This is a genomic window from Streptosporangium sp. NPDC001681 (assembly GCF_040298085.1).
Classification (GTDB): Bacteria; Actinomycetota; Actinomycetes; order Streptosporangiales; family Streptosporangiaceae; genus Streptosporangium.
The window spans coordinates 13,047-31,127 of sequence record NZ_JBEOZN010000054.1; the positions used below are offsets into that span (position 1 = coordinate 13,047).

An 18,081-nucleotide genomic window follows, 5' to 3' on the forward strand; every position below is an offset into this window, starting at 1 on the left:
GATGCAAAAGAGTGTGTGAGAAGGGCGGGGAACTCCACAGAGCACCTCCCAGAGGACCCTCAGGCTTGGCTGTGCCGAATACGTGCTGAAGTCCCGTGAGATCGCGAGCTGATGGGAGCGTTTGTGCAGGTAGAAGGCGCGTCCAGCGGTGGCGGCCGAAGGGAATGACGTTCACCGATCGGCGGAGAGGTTCAGGAGACGGAGCGCTTCTCTGGGGGGTTCCTCCAGTCGTCTGGCCCCGCCGTCTCGTCAGCGGAAGGGAGCGCAATGTCGGTCTCGGCGCCCCAGCCGGTCAGGCGGGCGTCGACGACATGGAAATCCGAGATGTCGACGCCGTTGACCTTGTCGACCCATTCGGTCCAGGAGGTCCGGACTCTACGCACCAGATGGTCCTCGCCGAGCCAGAGCCGCCAGGAGAGCTTGATCTTTGCGTACTTCCCGGTGGGCTTCCCGTCGTGTTGATCGCGGAACGCAGGAGACACCTTGTAGAGCTCAGCGAAAGTGAGCGTCCCCTGGTGGATCGTGGTGCGAGTGCCGTCGTAGACGCCTCCTGGGCGCTTGACCTTGGCTGTGGCCAGCACCGCTTTCAGCGCGGCCGGATCGGCGAGATCGATCCCGGCGGACTCCAGGAAGGGACGAGTCTTCTCGTCCTCGAAAAGGCACCGCGTAATCTTCACGCCCCTAGGTCTCTTTTTGATCACCGGGTCAGGGGGGCGTCGGCGAGCCGACCGGCCCGGCGGACGGCAATGAGGCACTTGACATGCTCGGCTCCTCGCCGGTGATTCCGCCGCGGCGCGGCGTGCAGGTATCCACAGGCCGCTCCGACGGGACATCACTTCCTGCGCAACCACCGGATAGCCCCGGTGGAGCAACGCTATGTCGAATGTGTGCTGAAGTTCTGTGCAATCGCGAGGCTTCAGCATCGTTTGCCCAGGTAGAGAGCATGATCGCCGGTTGCGGTGAGCGGGACTCATAATCCCCGGCCCATGAGGGGGTCCGTTCCTTGCGCCGCCTCATCGAATGATGGATGCACTCCGGCCGAGAGTGGCACAGCTCTGCGTGACTAAGCGCATGACAACCATGGCGAACGGCGGCGGACTCTCACGGTCCTTCATGGACCGCTCTCGCAGGTGGGCCCCCTCGACGGTGCTGAACACAAAGGTGTTTTGACTGCTTGCGGAGCAGGAGGCCGCTGGTTCGATTCCAGCCAGAGGTGCTGTACCAGGCAACCGGATGTCCACCGTGGCCGAACACCCCGATACGGGAGTGCGCTCCAGTGCGGCCTTCCTCATCGAAGGCCCGGATCCATGCCGGCTCCGGGCATCGGGAACGGCCTCGGCTGCTCGGTCAGGGCCCCGGCGAGTTTGTGATCGGCCATCCCGGACGACAGGACGACGGCCGTGGCCACGCCGCCGGTGATCAGCGCGCGTATGAGAGTCCTCACGTTCCTTGATACCCGCCCGCGCCCGGAAAGGTCGGCACCAGACCGAGGACACGAGGGAACTGGGGGGGGTGCGGATCACCCACGCCCGAGTCCGGGGTCTACCGGTCGATCCGGTAGACGTAGTGGGCGCGGTCGTCGATCGGGTTGTCCGGTTCCAGCTCACCCTCGGCCACCCGGCGCAGCCCGGCCTTCTCCAGCGCCCGCCAGGACGCGCGGTTGGCCGCCGACACCGGGACCAGGACGCAGGAGGCGGCTGGGAACTCCGCCCAGGTCCGCTCGATGACCGTCCGGATCATTAGCGTCCCGAGACCGCGTCCGACCTGCGCCGGATCGCCGATCAGGTAGTCGATGCTCATCGCCCCCTCGGGGACGGCGACGATGGCTGCCAGCTCGGCGATGTACTCGGGGTAGTCTGCGTACCTCGACCGCTGGACCAGGCCGAGCGGCCGTCCGTCGAGAAGGACCAGCAGGTCTTCGGACGGCTCCTCTCCCCTGGCGGCGGGGCCGAAGTCGCGGGCCACCGCCTCAGGAGAGGTCTCGTGGTGCCACCAGCGGGCCACGTGCGGCTGCTGCAGCCACTCGCGCAGCAGCGGGAAGTCCTGCTCGGTGAGGCGACGCCAGGTGACCGACCGGTTGCTCCTGGGTTCCGGACTGGGCATGATGCCGACGGTAGCAATCGCCTCCGACCGCCGGCATCCCATTTCCTCGGTGGTGCCGGGTGACCGGCCCCTCCTCCACGGTGACGTGCAGCACGACCACTGCCTCCTGGCCGCCCTCCCCGGTCCTGCGGAAAGAGTGGCACACGTGGACGAGTCGTCATAACAGGCAACCTGAACGACCGACAAGAATGACGGCGGCTCTACCCCGCGCGGGCGGCGGTGATGAAATCCCTGATGAGCCCGGAGTCCTTGACCCCGGGCGCGACCTCCACGCCGCTCGACACGTCGACTCCCCAGGGTCGGGCCGCGGTGATCGCCTCGGCCACGTTCGACGGGGTCAGGCCCCCCGCCAGCAGCCAGCGGCCCTCCGGGCGCCCGCGCACGGCCGCCCAGTCCCACGGCTCCCCCGAGCCCGGCCTGGGCGCGTCCACGATGAGCAGGTCCTCGTCGAGGGCGCCGCAGCGCAGGTCGGTGCTCGCGGTCCCGGCGCGGACCAGCGTGACGCCGAGGTCCTTCAGCGCGGTGAAGTCCGCGTGCGGGTGCTCGCCGTGCAGCTGGACGGCGCGTACCCCTGACTCCAGGGTGGCCGCCCTGACCTCCTCGGTGGGCTCGCCGGCGAACACCGCCACGGTCAGCACGTGCGGGGGGACCGCCGAGGCCAGCTCGCGCGCCCGCGCCGGGGTGACCCGCCGCGAGCTCCTGGTGAGAACGAATCCGATGGCGTCGGCGCCCGCCTCGACGGCGGCCGCCACATGTCCGGGCTCACGCAGCCCGCAGATCTTCACATACACCCTCCGTACGTTAGCCCGTTCTCCGCCCATGGCCGGTTGCCGCCTCTGTCGTCAGAGGGCGTTCAGGAACCTCGCGGCGATCGGTGCCGCGATCGCGCCCCCGGCACCGCCGTGCCGGACGAACACCGCGAAGGCCAGGGAGCCCCGGTAGCCGATGAACCAGGCGTGGTCCTCTCCGTTCTCGACCTCGGCGGTACCGGTCTTGCCGGCGGTGTCCGGCGGGAGGCCCGCTCCGACGGCCGTACCCCGGCTGACCACGGCGCCCATCATCGTCCGCAGGCCCGAGGCCACCTCATCGCCCAGCGGCACCGGCGGCGGCGAGTCCGCGGGGGGCTCGGCGGTCGTGATCGCGGGTCTCCACACGCCGCTCGCGACCGCGGCGGCGACCTCGGCCATGCAGAGCGGGCTGGCCTGCACCGAGTTCTGGCCGATGGCGTCGGAACCCAGCTGGTCCGCGCTCTCGTACGGCTGGATCTGGATCCGGCAGGAGCTCAGCCCCGGCTTCTCCCGGAACCCGAACCGGTCCGCCGCCTCGGCACGCAGCCGGTCGTCGCGCAGCCGCTCGTACGCCTGCTGGGCGAAGGTGGTGTTGCAGGAGAGCGCGAAGGCCGTGGTGAGGCTCACGGTGCCGTGGTCGACACCGTCGGAGTCGGTGAAACTCCGGCCGTTCGGAATCGTGTAGCCCGCCGGGCAGGCCACCTGCGACTCCGGAGCCATGCCGTTGTGCAGCAGCGCGGCCGCGGTCACCACCTTGAACGTCGAGCCCGGCGGGTAGAGGCCGTTGAACGCCTCCCTGCGGCCCAGCCCGTCCGCCACCGCGCGCACCTGGCCCGTCTTGACGTCCACCGCCACGATCGCGGCGGGCTGCCCGACACCGTCCAGGGCGCGGGCGGCGGCGGCCTGGACCGGCTGGGAGATCGTGGTCTTCCTCCCCGAGGGCGGCCGGGGCGGGGAGGCCAGCAGCACCCGGCCGGAGCTCTCCTCCTCCAGCTTCACATCGAGGACCGTGTCGCCCAGCCCGGTGAAGTAGTCGCCCGCCCTGCTGTCGCGGGGGAACGGCACCCCCTCGCGGGTCAGCGTGGCCGGGCGCCGGACCTCCGTCTCCTTCAGCACCAGGCGTCCGCCGTCCTTGAGCGCCGGGTGCATCGTCTCCGGACTCCAGAGCACCTTCCAGGTATCCGCCCGCATCACCAGGCGCAGGACCGAGGTGAACGGCCAGCGGCCCAGCCCCGCGACCTCCCTCACCCCGGTGAAGGACAACTCGGCCGCCTCGCTTTCGCGGTGCAGCTCGCCGGGGGTGAGGGAGGACAACGAGGCCCGCAGGTCGGCGTCGAACCTGCGGTGCCGGTCGGCGAAGTCGGCCGGAGGGTCGGCGACCAGGTCCGCCATGGCGGCGAGATCACCGGCCTGCCAGGCGGTGAGGTATCTCGCCCCGGCCTGCGCGGGACCGTCCTGTGGGTTCGGTGTGACCGGGGTCGGTGTGACCGGTGCCGGATCGGACAGGGTCAGCTTCGGGTCGGGCCGCGGCTCCTCGGTGGGCGTGGACCGTGGCGACGGCGAGGCCACCACGGCCCCCGGTGCCGCCATCACCCCGTACACGCCGAAGGCGACGATCGCGACCGCCGAGGCGGCCAGCACGAGGAGCCGTCGATCCCGCATAACCGTTTACTCCCCTGGGTTTCCACGGTTGCTCACCAGCGAAAAGATCGTAAAGGTGATGACCAGTGGCGAACCAGGCTTTTCTCGACTTCGGTACCGGAGCGTGGCTGGCGGAGGCCTCGAATCCTCGCCGGTTCCGCGACAGTCGCTCCGGCCGAGCCCGCGGCTGGAGATCGAGGGGCACTCGACCGGGTGAACGTTTCCGGCCGGCGCGCTAACGGAGACCGTCGAAGAGATCGTCCTCACGGTCGGCTGCGGCCGGGACGCGGTTGAGCCGGCGGATGAAGGACTCCTGCGCGAACGCCCGGTGCTGGGCCTCGGCGGGCATGCGCAGCAGGAAGATGTTCTCGCCCTGGCTCGCGTGCGCCTCCAGCGCCTTGCGCTTGCGCTCCACCTGGTCCGCCACGTCGACCACGGTGGTGATCTGCTCCTCGGGGACACCGAAGTCGTCGGGAAGTTCCAGGTCCTCGGGGGCGGCACCGGTCGAGCGGAGATAGGCGAACATCTCGGCGATCCGCTCGCGGGGCACCGCCGTGTAGTAGAGCTTGCCGGGAATCCCGCTGGCCTCGGTCGCGGCGACCGCGATCCGGTGAGCCTGGATGTGGTCGGGATGGCCGTAGCCGCCGTTCTCGTCATAGGTGACGACGACCTGCGGGCGGTAGCGCTCCATCAGCGCGACGAGCCGGCCCACGGCCTGCTCGAACGGCACGTTGGCGAAGGCGTCCTCGGCCTCGTTCCCGGCCCAGCCGACCATGCCCGAGTCTCGGTAGCCGAGCAACTCCAGGTGGGAGATCCCAAGGTGGGCCACGGACTCGCGGAGCTCGTCCAGCCGCAGCGCGCTCACCGCCGCCTCGTCGTGGCCAGGATCCCCCGGCTTCACCCCGCCGGGGCCGTCACCCTGCTCACCGTTGGTACAGGTGACCAGGACGGTGCGGATGCCCTCGTCTGCGTACTTGGCGAAGACACCGCCCGTGCCGAGCACCTCATCGTCGGGATGGGCGTGAACGGCCATTAACGTCAACTCGTTATCCATGAGTTTCGACCCATTCGTAAGGAACAGCCTTGCAGACCGGCCCACTCTACGGCGACCACCGGGGAGCCGCGATTGATAGGCGGGGCACCGGAATCAGCAGGCGCCTTCGGCCCTGATGCAGCCGACCGGCAGCAGCCGGTCAGAGCACCGGGACGATGTCTAGATCATGCGGGATTGAGGAGCGTTAACAACCGTGCCACCGGCGCGACCTGTCGCGCGGATCTTCGATATAGGCAGCACCGACGCGTTCGCTTTCACCATCAACATGCCCCTGACCGGCAGCCAACCAGAAGACCACCCCCACCTCAGCGGGAGCGGTCTGGGGAACACACGTGTCGTGATCCTATGCGGGGCCGTGTCTACGCCCGCGACGCAACCTCTCCAGGCAGGCCCGCAACCGGCCGCGGGAACCATCCGGCCTGCCCACGACGTCCCGGACATAGTCGTCGAGGAAAACCGTGAGCACGTCCGCGGCGTGAGCGGTGTTGGACTGCCCGCCGGTCGACGCGACCTCGGTGAACAGCTGCTGGTCTTCGGGGTGGGCGACCTCTCCGGCCAGCCGCGCCAGGATCGGCAGCCGCGCCTCCGCATCCTGTTTGTGCACGCCGAACGTGTCCAGCGACGCGACAGCGGCCCGCCGGCCGCCGACATTCTCGGGCAGGCGGACCCGCACGTCGCAGTCACCGACCCGCACAATCGCCAACGTGTTCGTCATCGCGCCCCCTCCTCGAAACCACCGTGACCGCCCGGGATCGGCCACGACTCCACGTCGAAGCCAGGCACCTGACCAGGGCGGCAGCAGGCACTCGAACGGCATGGGATCCGGAGGTCGGCGGGGAGAGGCGGGATATGTTTCGATAATGCGATGTCCGAATCATTCTTCGGAAAGCTGAAGACCGAGATGGTGCGTCATCGGTCGTTCGCTGCTCGCGCGAAAGCGCGCCGTGCCGTCATTCAGTACGGCGAGGGCTTCTACAACTCCCGTAGACTGCATTCAGCGTTGGAGTATAGACCGCCTGTCGAAGTGCTCAACGAATAGCGTGGCGGCGCGATATGGCTCATTTACTCCGGCGCCCGGAAAACATAGGGCCGGTCAGCCCGAAATCGGAGGCGCCGGCGATCGCATCTGCAAAAAAATCGGCAGACCGGGCGGCCACGGCGCCGTTCACGTGAATGTGTCCCGGAGCGGCCGGCTGCTTGCGGAACAGAAAGCCAGGGAGTATGGAGACGCCCTCTCGGGCTAAGCGTGTGCAGACTGAGTGCTCATCGGGAATCGGTACCCAGACGCTGATGCCGGCATTACTTCCGATGTCGAATCCACGCCGCTTCAGCGCATTAATGAAATCGGTATGCCGTTGCCGATATGTAGTGGCGGCAGCGGCGACAGTTGCCGTAGACGCAACATCGGTGAGATGAAACGCGAGGGAATTTTGCAGGATTCGACTCACCCATCTGCTGGAGTAAGTGATCTTGAACCACATTCGCTCGATGTGGTCGTGGGCACCCCCGACAACCGCGACTCGCAAGTCGGTTCCATGCGAGAAGAGGAAGTTCTGGATCTGGACGAGCTGTGCGCCCAGATAAGGACCCAGTGACGGTATGCCGTCTTCCGCGAGGAAGGGCATGACGACGACCTCGATGACGGTGAGGGACGATCCCGCGAGCAACGTGGCCGCGTTCTCTATCCAGGCAGGGGTGACCGACCGTCCCATCGGAATCTGCCCGAAGGGTTGGTAGAGAAACGCACTCGGCTTGTCGGCCAGAGCCCTCGCGAGAACATCGAGATCGGGTCCATCGGGGCCGCAAGGAATGGAGACGGGGGTGGCGCCGACGGATTCGACGATATCGAAGAGACGGGGAAACGACGGTTCCTCGATCATGACGCGATCACCCGCCTTGATCGATGTGCCGAGGGCGAGATCGACGCCGTCCATTCCGCCGTGTACGACCAGGAAGTCCTCCGCGTGGAAGGGCCAAATCGGTTCGATGGCGTCACGAAGTTCAGGAGTGATCAATTCCGGGTCGAGCGAGTGCAGTCTGGGTGTCCGTATCGCCGAGAGCAGTGCCGGCCGCGAGTCGGGAAGCAACTGCGGATCGTAGTTGAGATTCCCCAGGTCCACAGGCATCCCGGTGCTCGCCCGCAGCATGCGCTCGAGCCTCGACGCGCGGGGCGTCGACGGCGGTCCGGTGACGATGGTGCCGCCCCTTCGTCGCGTCTCGACGACGCGGCGGTCGGCGAGCATGCGCCAGGCCTGGGCGACGGCCGACGGGCTCATCCTCAGCTCATGGGCCAGTTCGCGGATGGTGGGCAGTCGCGTCGCCGGTGGGATCTCGCCCGAGGCGATGAGTTCCAGCACCGTCCGTGCCAGTACGTCGGTGCTGTGCAGCGGTGTCCGAGTCGCGATGAGCCGGCGAAGCTGGTCGGACTCCACGCTTCCTCCGTCCGTTCTGGTTCGGGCCCTCACTCGAGGATTTCGGACGATGAAACTCTCACCTATATGTACGTGTACATAAGTACATTGACGAGCTGTGTCTACGTTCCGTACGGTCCGAGCTTACTTGGAGTTAGCTCCGCCTCCACCACGGTGGCCGGCGACTGGCTCACGGCTGGCGACGTCTGCCGGCGAAGCGCATGAGGGAGAGCGCGATGACACGGATCAAAAGTGCAAGGATCAAGTGCGGTGCGGTACTGACCGTGATCGCTGTGCTTGCCGGGTGCGGTGCCGGTGGCGAAAGCGAGGACGTGGCGGGCGGCATCAAGGCCGGCCAGATCAACGCCAACCAGGCCACGGTTCAGGATGGCGGCACGGTCACCTACTCGATAGAGGTCGATGTCAAGAACTGGAACATCCTGCACGCCACCGGTGACGTCTTCGGCTACCGGCAGGCACTCAACCCGGTCCTGCCGCATGCGATGATCTCCATGCCGGACTTCACGATGGCGAAGAACGACGCGCTGCTGCTGGACGCCAAGGTCGTGAAGGAGTCGCCGCAGACCGTCGAGTACAAGATCCGGCCGGAAGCGACCTGGTCGGACGGAACGCCGATCACCGCTGAAGACTTCAAGTACACCTGGCAGGTCCAGGACCCGCAGCAGTGCCCGACCTGCCAGCCGGCCAGCACAGCCGGGTACGACCAGGTGGCCTCGGTTACCGGCGGCGACAACGGCAAGACCGTCACGGTCACGTTCAAGAAGACGTACCAGCCGTGGCGGCTGATGTTCCCGCACCTGCTGCCGGCACACATCGCTACCCAGCATGGCGACCTGACGGCCTCGTTCAACGACTTCTTCACCACCACCGTGCCGACCTGGTCCGGCGGCCCGTACCTCATCGAGCAGTACACGCCGAACCAGTCGGTCATGATGAAGAAGAACCCGAAGTGGTACGGCGACGGCCCGCGCCTCGACCAGCTCATCTTCCGGATCCTCACCGATGAGCGACAGGCCGTAACGGCCATGGCCAACAACGAGATCCAGGTTGTCGTACCGCGCCCCACCCTCGACCTCGTCGAGCAGCTCAGAGGTATCACCAACGTCACCACGATGCTGGCGTCCGGGCTGGTCTACGAGCACTTGGACATCAACACGGCGCATCCGGCCCTGTCCGACCTGGCGCTGCGCCGCGCCATCTTCGCCGCGGTCGACCGGCAGGCGATCATCGACAAGACGATCGGGCAGTTCGCGGCGAACACCAAGCCATTGGGCAACCGCAACTTCATGCCGGACCAGAAGCTCGACGGCGTCGACGCCTACGTGGACAACGTGACCGACAAGGGCCTGGGCGGCGGCAAGATCGACGAGGCGAAGAAGATCCTCACCGACGCCGGGTACGTGATCGAGGACGGCAAGCTCACCGATCCCAAGGGCCAGCCGGTGCCCACGCTGCGGATGCGGTACAGCAAGGGCAACCAGATGCGGCTGGACACCTCGGTGCTCCTGCAGAATCAGCTCAAGCAACTGGGCATCACGCTCCAGCTCCAGGAGACCGACAGCCTCGGTACCACGGTGAACACCGGCGACTACGACTTGATCGTCTTCGGGACCAACCTCGACGTCATCCCCACCGCGACCGCTCAGTCGGTGTTCGGCTCCAAGGGCACCCACACCGGATACAAGGATTCGGAGATCGACGGCTGGCTCTCCGAGGCGGCCCAGACGCTGGACCCGAAGCAGGTCGTCGACCTGCTGAACAAGGTGGACGCGCGGATCAGCGACCAGGCTGTGACCCTGCCGCTGTACCAGATGCCGACCCTGCTGGCCTACCGCAGCGACCTGGGCAACGTCCGGGTCAACCCGACCCGTTTCGGCACCAGCTACAACATCCAGGAATGGGGCGTCAAGAGTGCGGGCTGACCGTCGGCCGGTCCGGGAGTTCATCGTCGAAGTCCCGGCCCCGGCCGTGGAATTCAACGAGGTGTACCGCAACTTCGTCGGTTCGGCCGGCTACTTCGTGGCCAACAACATCTACAGCAGGCTGGTCGTGTACGACACCGGTTCGCCTGCCGCGTTCCCGGACCTGGCCGAGCACTGGGAGATGGCGCCGGACGCCCGTACCCTGCGTTTCCACCTCAACCGCCACGCGCGCTGGCACGACGGCCGGCCGGTGACCGCGCACGACGTCGCGTACACCCACCTCACCGCGCTGGCCAATGGGTACCACGCGGCGTCGTTCCTGCGCGACGTGGAGGACATCGAGGTGCTCGACGAGCACACCCTGCGGTACGTGCTGCGTCGGCCCAACGCCGGGTTCCTTGCCCAGCTCGGGAACCTGGTGTTCGCCCACATCCTGCCCCGGCACCTGTACGAGGGCACCGACTGGGCCGTCAACCCGCACAACCAGCAGCCGATCGGTTCTGGACCGTTCCGTTTCGCGGAGCACGTCCCTGGAAAGCGGATCGTCCTGGAGGCCTGGAAGGACTACTGGGGTCCGCGCCCGCAGCTCGACCGGGTGGTGCTGGACATCGAACCCGACCTCGACGAGGCGGTCCGCAAGGTGGCCGACGGCCGGGCACACTACCTGGTCCAGGACGTGCTCACCTTCCCTCGGCTGCACCTGGCGGAAGGCAGCACGACCGCGTCGGTGTGGCGCAAGCGAGGCCCCGGCATCGCGGTGCTCGGCTTCAACCACACCCAGGAGCGCTGGCGCGACCGGCGGGCGCGGGCCGGCGTGGCGCACGCCGTGGACCGGCGCCGGTTGGAGCCGCTGGCCGATCCCGGCTGGTCCGAGCCGTACACACACTTCCTGCCGCGCAGTGCCGACTGGGCGTACGCCGCCGACGCGACCGCGCCCGGCTTCGACCCGGCGCTGGCCGGCCGGTTACTGCGTGAGTCCGGGATCGTGCCCGCCGACGGCGGCCCGCCGGTGTTGCGGCTGGTGTACATGAAGACCTTCACCGGGCATGCCGGTATCGCCGCCGCGCTGGCCGAGGACCTGCGTGCGGTGGGCGTGGACGTCGAGGTCGCCGGGCTCGACTCGCCGACCTGGTCGCGCGAGGTGGCCAGGGACGCGAACTTCGACCTGGCGATCAGCGGCGGCAACATGATCCCAGACCCGGAGATCACCGCGAGCCGGTTCGAGACCGCCGGTGGGCGCAACTACACCCGGCTGTCCGACCCCGAGGCCGACGCCTGCTACGCCGCCGCCCGGGCCACCCCCGACCAGGCGCAGCGCGGCGAGCACTACCGGGAACTACAACGGGTCTGGGCCCGCAACGTGGACTGGATACCGCTGTTCTGGTACGCGGCCTACTACCTGCGCAGCGACAGCTTCTTCGGCTGGCCCGACCAGGTCGACTTCCGGGTGCCGTTCTGGCACTGGGGCCGCATCCGGCCGATCACCCACTGACTGCCATTTCCCGCCCGAGATCCGGGCACCCCATAAGTAAGAGGAGAGGGACTTGGACGAGTACATCGTCGTCGTACCCGTAGACGCGACCGAGATCAACGAGTCGTACCGCAACGTCGTCGGAGGCGCCGGCTACTTCGTCGCCAACAACATCTACAGCCGGCTGGTCATCACCGAGGTCGGCGGTGCCGCATCCTACCCGGACCTGGCCGAGCACTGGGAGTGCCTGGACGGCGGGCAACGCTGGCGGTTCACGCTCAACCAGCACGCCCGCTGGCACGACGGCCAGCCGGTCACCGCGCACGATGTCGCGTACACCCACCTCACCGCGCTGGCCAACGGATACCACGCCGCCTCGTTCCTGCACGGCATCGCGAGCATCACGGTGCTCGACGACCACCTGGTCGAGTACGTGCTGGAGGAGCCCAACGCCGCATTCCTCACCCAGCTGGGCAACTTCGCCGCCACCCACGTGCTGCCCAAGCATCTGTACGAGGGCACCGACTGGGCCATCAACCCGTACAACCAGCGGCCCATCGGATCCGGGCCGCTGCGGTTCGCCGAGCACGTACCGGGCGAGCGGATCGTACTGGAGAAGTGGGACGGCTACTGGGGTCCGCCGGCCGGCGTCGACCGTGTCACCCTGCTCATCCAGCCTGACCTCGACGAGTGCGTCCGGATGATCGCGGACGGCCGGGCGCACTATGCGCCGCAGGACGTGCTGACCATGAAGCGGCTGCCGCTGGTCGAGGGTTCGGCACACGCCACGGTGTACCGCGAGCGTGGTCCGGGTGTTGCGCTGTTGAGCTTCAACTACCGTCAGGAGCGGTGGTCCGACCGTCGGCTGCGGCTGGCGCTGGCTCACGCGGTGGACCGCGAGCGGCTGCGCCGCTTCGCCGAGCCGGGCTGGTCAGAGCCGTGGGCGAACTTCTTCCCGGGCAGCAGCTTCGCCGTGGCCCGGGACGTGACCGCGGTGGGACATGACGCCGCGCAGGCCGAGAAGTTGCTCGACGAGGCTGGGTACCCGCGCGATGCGGACGGCCGGCGGATGTCGCTGAAGCTGTACTACATGGCCACCTTCGACGGGCATGGCGGCCTCGCGGCCAGCGTCGCGGAGGATCTCGCGGCGATCGGCGTGCACGTCGACTTCGCCGGCCTTGACTCCGAGACATGGAGCCGTCAGATCGCCCAGGCGGGCGACTTCGACCTGACGATCAGTGGCGGCAACATGATGCCCGACCCGGACATCACCGCCAGCCGGCTGGCCACCGATGGGCAGCGCAACCACCTGAAGTTGTCGAACCCGGACGCCGACGCCTGCTATGCCGCCGCCCGGAGCACCATCGACCAGGACGAGCGGACCGCGCACTACCGGCAGCTGCAGGAGGTGTGGGCGCGCGACGTCAACATGATCCCGCTCTTCTGGTACTGCATCTACCTGCTACGCAGCGACGAGTTCTTCGGGTGGGCCGACCAGATCGACTTCCGGGTCCCGTTCTGGCACTGGGGCCGGATCCGGAAGATCACCGGCGGCAAAGGTTAACGGGTAACGGGCGCGGAGATTCCTCATGGAGATCTTGGGCTTCGCCCTAAGGCGGCTGCTGGTCGCCATCCCGGTGCTGCTCGTGTCGACATTCCTCATCTTCCTCGCAGTCGCCGGGTCGGGTGACCCGCTGGCCGAGCTCCGGGAGCGTCAACCACCGGTGCCGCCGGAAACGATCGCCGCCGAGGAAACACGGCTCGGGTTGGACTACCCCGTGCTGGAGCGGTACTGGCACTGGCTGACCGGAGTCGTACAAGGCGACTTCGGTCCGTCAGTCAACCGCAACGCCCACATTGGTATGGAGATCGGCACGCGCCTGGGCATGACCATGCGCTTCGTGCTCATCGCGATGCTGATCGCGGCCGTGCTGGCGATCCTGGTCGGGGTCGTCAGCGCGGTTCGCCAGTACTCCTGGCTGGACTATCTGTTCACCTCGGCCGGCTTCCTGTTCCTGGCGATGCCGTCGTTCTGGCTGGCGATCCTGCTCAAGCAGGGCGGCATCCAGTTCAACCGGGCGACCGACACGGAAACCTTCTACATGATCGGTGACAGGTCGGTGCCGCCACCGCCTACCCTCGGCGCGCAGATAGCCGATATCGCCGGGCACATGATCCTGCCGACCGTCACCCTGGTGCTGATCCATTTCGCGGTGTGGAGCCGGTTCCAGCGCTCGTCCATGCTCGAGGTCCTCAACAGCGACTACGTCAAGCTGGCCACCGCCAAAGGACTGCCACGGCGCACGGTGCTGCGCAAGTACGCGCTGCGCACCGCGCTCACCCCACTGATCACGATCATCGCGCTGGACTTCACCGCGGTGTTCGCCGGCGCGGTGATCACCGAAACGGTCTTCCAGTGGCGGGGCATGGGCGACTACCTGCTGTCGTCCATCAACGCGCGGGATGTCAACGCCGTGATGGCCTGGCTGCTCGTGGCGGCCCTGGCGGTGGTGGTGTTCAACCTGCTCGCCGACATCTTGTACGCCACTCTCGACCCGAGGATCCGTAGTGTCCGCTGAATCCTCACCGATGCCCGCGGCCGGTGCCGAGCCCGGCCAGTGGCGCACCGTCATCGCCCGGTTCCGCCGGCACCGGCTCGCCGTCGTCTCGCTCGTGGTGCTCGTGCTCGTCGCGCTGTTCGCCTTTGTCGGGCCGCTGCTGTGGCACTACCAGTACGACCAGATCACCCCGGACAACTCGAAGCCGCCGTCGGCGACCCACCCACTGGGTACCGACTCGCTCGGTCACGACCTGCTGGCTCAGGTGATGCGCGGTACCCAGCAGTCGCTGCTCATCGCGCTGAGCGTGGCCCTGGGCGCGGCCTTGATCGGTACCGTGACCGGCATCGTCGCCGGCTTCTACCGAGGCCGCACCGACGCACTGCTGATGCGGGTGGTGGACCTGTTCCTCACCGTCCCGACAATCGCGGTCGCCGCTGTGCTCGGGCACAACTTCGCCGGCGAGAGCGGCTGGTTCCTCATCGCCGCGGTGCTCGCCGCCCTGATGTGGACCACGGTGGCCCGGGTGGTCCGGGGGGTCGTGCTCGGCCTGCGGGAACGCGAGTTCGTGGCGGCCGCCCGCTCGCTCGGCGCGTCCAACGTCCGGATCATGGCCTCGCACATCCTGCCCAACGTGGCCGGTCCGATCATCGTGTCGGTGACCATCCTGGTCGCCAGCGCGATCCTCGCCGAGACCGCGCTGTCGTTCATCGGCTTCGGTGTCCAGCCGCCGGATACCTCGCTCGGCCTGCTGATCGCCAACGCCCAGTCCGCGGTGGGTACCCGGCCCTGGCTGTTCTACTCGCCGGGTGTGGTCATCTTGCTGATCGCCCTGTCGATCAACTTCATCGGGGACGGGCTGCGTGACGCGCTGGACCCGGCGCAGACGAGGGGTCCGCGTCGGCGCCGGTACCTGGCCCGGCCGGCGCAGCGCACCGACGTGATACCCGATGAGGTGTTGCTGTCCATTCGGGACCTGAAGGTGGTGTTCGCAGCCGACGGCGGCGACGTGCCGGCGGTCCGCCGGCTGGACCTGGACCTACGCCGGGGCGAGGTGGTCGGCCTGGTCGGGGAGTCCGGCTCAGGCAAGTCGGTCAGCGCCGCCGCGATCATGGGTCTGTTGCCGCCCACCGCCACGGTCAGCGGTTCCATTCGCTTCGCCGGGAAGGAACTCGTCGGGTTGGCGGAGCCGCAGTACCGGCGGCTGCGCGGCCGGCGCGTCGCGATGGTGTTCCAGGACCCGATGTCCTCGCTCAGCCCGGTGCATACCATCGGCGACCAGGTGGCCGAGGCCGTCCGGGTACACCAGGGTTGTTCCTGGGCCGCTGCCCGTGACCGGGCCGTCGAACTACTGGATGTCGTCGGGGTACCCGACGCCCGCAACCGGCTGCGCGACTACCCGCACCAGTTCTCCGGCGGGATGCGCCAGCGGGTGGTGATCGCGATGGCAATCGCCAATGATCCGGACCTCATCATCGCCGATGAGCCGACCACCGCGCTGGACGTGACCGTACAGGCGCAGGTGCTCGCGGCATTGCGCGCCGTCCGGGAACGTACCGGGGCGGCGATCCTGCTGATTACTCATGACCTGGGGATCGTGGCCCAGGTGGCGGACCGGATCGCGGTGATGTACGCGGGCCGGCTGGTGGAGACCGGTACCGCCGTCGATGTCTTCGACCACCCCGCCATGCCGTACACCCGTGGCCTGCTGGACTCGATACCCCGGCTGGACCGGCCCGCCGACGACGAGCTGTGGGCGATCCCCGGCTCGCCACCGACCATGACCGCGCTGCCGGCCGGCTGCGCGTTCGCGCCCCGCTGCGCGATCCGTACCGCCGAGTGCGCCGGGAGCGAGCCCGACCTGCGCCCGGTGTCCGCCGGGCACCTCGCCGCCTGCCTGCACCTGACTGTCGAAAGGACGTGACGCTGATGCCCTCTCCCCTGCGCGGCACCGCCGGGCGGCGTGAGCTGTTCCGGTACCCGGTGCTGACCGACCTCGACGGGTCGGACGTCGCCATCCACGCCCACGTGGTCACCGGTACCGCGGACGGGCCGACGTTGACGCTGCTGTCCGGGGTACACGGAAACGAATGGTTCTCGCACGGCGTACTGCGCGCGGTGCTGGACGGCATCGATCCAGCCCGGCTGCGCGGCACCCTGGTCGTCGTACCCGCCGCCAACCCGTACGCGCTGCGGACCGCCAGCCGGTACTCGGTAGATATCCAGCAGGTCGGCTTCGTCAACATGAACAAGGCGATCCTGCGGGACACCGAGTCGATCACCGGCCGTACCGGTCAGGTGCTCGTCGAGCAGATCGTGCGGCGCTCCACCCACCTGCTCGACTTCCATCCCGGCCCCTGGGGCTCCACCTGGGGGGTAGTGCTCTACGACGCGACCGGCCCGCTGTCGGCCGAGGGCCGCGAGCTGGCCGCCGCCTTCGGCATGCCATACATCCAAGGCGAGGACGCCGCCGTCGCGTACCCGAACTCGGTGTTCGACGCGGCGACCGCCGCCGGCGTGCCGGCCATCGGGATCGAGGTAGGCGGGCTGGGCTTCGGGTCGCGTCATGAGGACGGCTGGCTGGCCCGCAACGTCGAGGGCGTGCGCCGGGTGATGGGCCACCTGGGCATGCTCGACGAACCGGTGGAGCCCCGCCCGGTCACCGAGGTCGAGGTCGCCTGGGATTTGCGGCCCCGCCACGGCGGCATGCTGATACCCGAGGTCACCGAGGACCGGCTGCTCACCGCCACCGCCGAGAGTGAGCTGCTGGGCCGGCTGCTGTCCCCGGTCGAGCTGACCGTCCTGGAGGAGTACCGGTCCCCGGGCGACGGCATCCTGCTGTCGGTACCCCGGGCACACCCGGTACATCCGTACAACTTCGGGTTCGTCATTGGCCGGCCTCGCCGGAGCGCGTCGTGACGGGCGAGGAACTGCTGGCGGTCGAGGGAGTGACCAAGCACTATCCGATACGCCGGGGACAGATCATCAAGCGGTCGGCCGGCGTGCTCAAGGCGGTTGACGGCGTGTCCTTCGAGTTGCGGGCGGGGGAAACGCTGGGCATCGTCGGCGAGTCCGGGTGCGGCAAGTCGACCCTCGCGAAGCTGCTCATCCGGCTGGAGCAGCCGACCGGCGGGCACATCCGGTATCGGGGTACCGACATCGCGGCGTTGCGCGGGCGGGAACTGCGCGACCTGCGCCGCCAGGTGCAGGTCGTCTTCCAGGATCCGTACTCGTCGCTGGATCCCCGGATGACGGTCGGCCAGATCATCGCGGAGCCGTTCGCGGTGCACCGCGGGCTGGCACCCACCAACCGGCGCCGCCGGGTGCGGGAGCTGCTGAAGACGGTCGGGCTCAACCCCGAACACATCGACCGGTACCCGCATCAGTTCTCCGGCGGGCAGCGGCAGCGCATCGGCATCGCACGTGCCCTCGCGCTGCGTCCCGATGTCCTTGTGTGCGATGAGCCGGTGTCCGCGCTGGACGTGTCGATCCAGGCTCAGATCATCAACCTGCTCCGGCAACTGCAACGCGACCTCGGGTTGGCCTACGTCTTCATCGCGCACGACCTCGCCGTGGTGCGGCACATCTCGCACCGGGTCGCGGTCATGTACCTGGGAAAAATTGTGGAGATCGGCACGGCACCCGAGATCTTCGAGCAGCCGGCGCACCCCTACACGCGTGCTCTGTTGTCTGCGGCGCCAGTGCCGGATCCGCACCACCGGGGTGAGCGGATCATCCTGCGCGGCGATCCACCAAGCCCGGTAAAGTCGCTCAGCGGCTGCTCGTTCCGTCCCCGATGCTGGCAAGCCGTCGACGCCTGCGCGGAGCACCCACCGGCGTTGATCGAACGAGGCACGGGGCACCCGGTGGCCTGCATCCAGCAACCAACCACGGGCGTTCGCACGTTCGGTGACTGATTATGTGTTGATCACGTAGAGAGAGGGAGGTGTTGCGCTTCCCCTCGTAACGTAAAGACCGAACCGCTTCCCGCCCGCGCCGGGCTGGTCATCCGACGGGCATCGGATCAAGGACCGGCCGGAGTGGCCGACTCCGATCTCGGCCAACTGCACAGCACACCACCGGCAGCCGCGAGGGCACGCCCGCCTCGCGGC

At 68.1% G+C, this 18,081-nt stretch carries 16 protein-coding genes; 8 read left to right on the plus strand and 8 right to left on the minus strand.

Annotated features, from left to right (window positions below; translation table 11 throughout):
• Positions 1-191 precede the first annotated feature (191 nt).
• The 7 genes from ABT130_RS23955 to ABT130_RS23985 form a co-directional block, all read right to left on the minus strand.
• A complete protein-coding gene (locus tag ABT130_RS23955; protein WP_350958697.1) occupies positions 192-701 on the minus strand; it encodes a hypothetical protein in 510 nt (169 codons plus the stop codon).
• Positions 702-1,288: 587 nt separating this feature from the next.
• Positions 1,289-1,444: a hypothetical protein gene (locus ABT130_RS23960; RefSeq protein ID WP_350958699.1), complete on the minus strand. Its 156-nt coding sequence runs from the start codon at positions 1,442-1,444 to the stop codon at positions 1,289-1,291.
• A gap of 98 nt (positions 1,445-1,542) precedes the next feature.
• Positions 1,543-2,103: a GNAT family N-acetyltransferase gene (locus ABT130_RS23965; RefSeq protein ID WP_350958701.1), complete on the minus strand. Its 561-nt coding sequence runs from the start codon at positions 2,101-2,103 to the stop codon at positions 1,543-1,545.
• A 200-nt stretch (positions 2,104-2,303) separates the two neighbouring features.
• A complete protein-coding gene (locus ABT130_RS23970) occupies positions 2,304-2,894 on the minus strand; it encodes a phosphoribosylanthranilate isomerase (protein WP_350958704.1) in 591 nt (196 codons plus the stop codon).
• Positions 2,895-2,945: 51 nt separating this feature from the next.
• Positions 2,946-4,553: a penicillin-binding transpeptidase domain-containing protein gene (locus ABT130_RS23975; RefSeq protein WP_350958707.1), complete on the minus strand. Its 1,608-nt coding sequence runs from the start codon at positions 4,551-4,553 to the stop codon at positions 2,946-2,948.
• A 214-nt stretch (positions 4,554-4,767) separates the two neighbouring features.
• Positions 4,768-5,565 (minus strand): PIG-L family deacetylase, encoded by a 798-nt coding sequence (locus ABT130_RS23980; RefSeq protein ID WP_350958710.1) that lies wholly within the window; start codon positions 5,563-5,565, stop codon positions 4,768-4,770.
• Positions 5,566-5,929: 364 nt separating this feature from the next.
• Positions 5,930-6,301: a hypothetical protein gene (locus tag ABT130_RS23985; RefSeq protein WP_350958713.1), complete on the minus strand. Its 372-nt coding sequence runs from the start codon at positions 6,299-6,301 to the stop codon at positions 5,930-5,932.
• A 105-nt stretch (positions 6,302-6,406) separates the two neighbouring features.
• Between ABT130_RS23985 and ABT130_RS23990 the strand changes: the two genes are divergently transcribed.
• The gene (locus ABT130_RS23990) at positions 6,407-6,625 is read left to right on the plus strand and encodes an integrase core domain-containing protein (RefSeq protein ID WP_502992203.1); all 219 of its coding nucleotides are present in this window, start codon (positions 6,407-6,409) and stop codon (positions 6,623-6,625) included.
• Between the two features lie 19 nt (positions 6,626-6,644).
• Here ABT130_RS23990 and ABT130_RS23995 read toward each other — a convergent pair whose 3' ends face one another.
• Positions 6,645-8,018, minus strand: a complete 1,374-nt coding sequence (locus ABT130_RS23995; protein WP_350958716.1) for an aminotransferase class I/II-fold pyridoxal phosphate-dependent enzyme — start codon at positions 8,016-8,018, stop codon at positions 6,645-6,647.
• 215 nt (positions 8,019-8,233) lie between these two features.
• Here ABT130_RS23995 and ABT130_RS24000 point away from each other — a divergent pair, with 215 nt between their 5' ends.
• Genes ABT130_RS24000 through ABT130_RS24030 form a run of 7 tightly spaced genes read left to right on the plus strand, consistent with a single transcriptional unit; the run spans position 8,234 to position 17,886 of the window.
• The gene (locus ABT130_RS24000; RefSeq protein ID WP_350958719.1) at positions 8,234-9,940 is read left to right on the plus strand and encodes an ABC transporter family substrate-binding protein; all 1,707 of its coding nucleotides are present in this window, start codon (positions 8,234-8,236) and stop codon (positions 9,938-9,940) included.
• The gene (locus tag ABT130_RS24005; RefSeq protein WP_350958721.1) at positions 9,930-11,432 is read left to right on the plus strand and encodes an ABC transporter substrate-binding protein; all 1,503 of its coding nucleotides are present in this window, start codon (positions 9,930-9,932) and stop codon (positions 11,430-11,432) included. The genes ABT130_RS24000 and ABT130_RS24005 overlap by 11 nt, the downstream gene beginning before the upstream one ends.
• 52 nt (positions 11,433-11,484) lie before the next feature.
• The gene (locus ABT130_RS24010; protein ID WP_350920135.1) at positions 11,485-12,975 is read left to right on the plus strand and encodes an ABC transporter substrate-binding protein; all 1,491 of its coding nucleotides are present in this window, start codon (positions 11,485-11,487) and stop codon (positions 12,973-12,975) included.
• 25 nt (positions 12,976-13,000) lie between these two features.
• On the plus strand, positions 13,001-13,990 hold the full coding sequence (locus ABT130_RS24015) for an ABC transporter permease (RefSeq protein WP_350920138.1): 990 nt from the start codon (positions 13,001-13,003) through the stop codon (positions 13,988-13,990).
• Positions 13,980-15,893 carry a dipeptide/oligopeptide/nickel ABC transporter permease/ATP-binding protein gene (locus ABT130_RS24020; RefSeq protein WP_350958724.1) on the plus strand — a complete coding sequence of 638 codons (1,914 nt, stop codon included), beginning with the start codon at positions 13,980-13,982 and terminating at the stop codon, positions 15,891-15,893. Before ABT130_RS24015 ends, ABT130_RS24020 begins: the two co-directional genes overlap by 11 nt.
• A 5-nt stretch (positions 15,894-15,898) precedes the next feature.
• Complete coding sequence (locus tag ABT130_RS24025; RefSeq protein ID WP_350958727.1) at positions 15,899-16,888, plus strand: succinylglutamate desuccinylase/aspartoacylase family protein; 990 nt, start codon at positions 15,899-15,901, stop codon at positions 16,886-16,888.
• Complete coding sequence (locus tag ABT130_RS24030) at positions 16,885-17,886, plus strand: ABC transporter ATP-binding protein (protein ID WP_350958730.1); 1,002 nt, start codon at positions 16,885-16,887, stop codon at positions 17,884-17,886. The genes ABT130_RS24025 and ABT130_RS24030 overlap by 4 nt, the downstream gene beginning before the upstream one ends.
• Positions 17,887-18,081 lie beyond the last annotated feature (195 nt).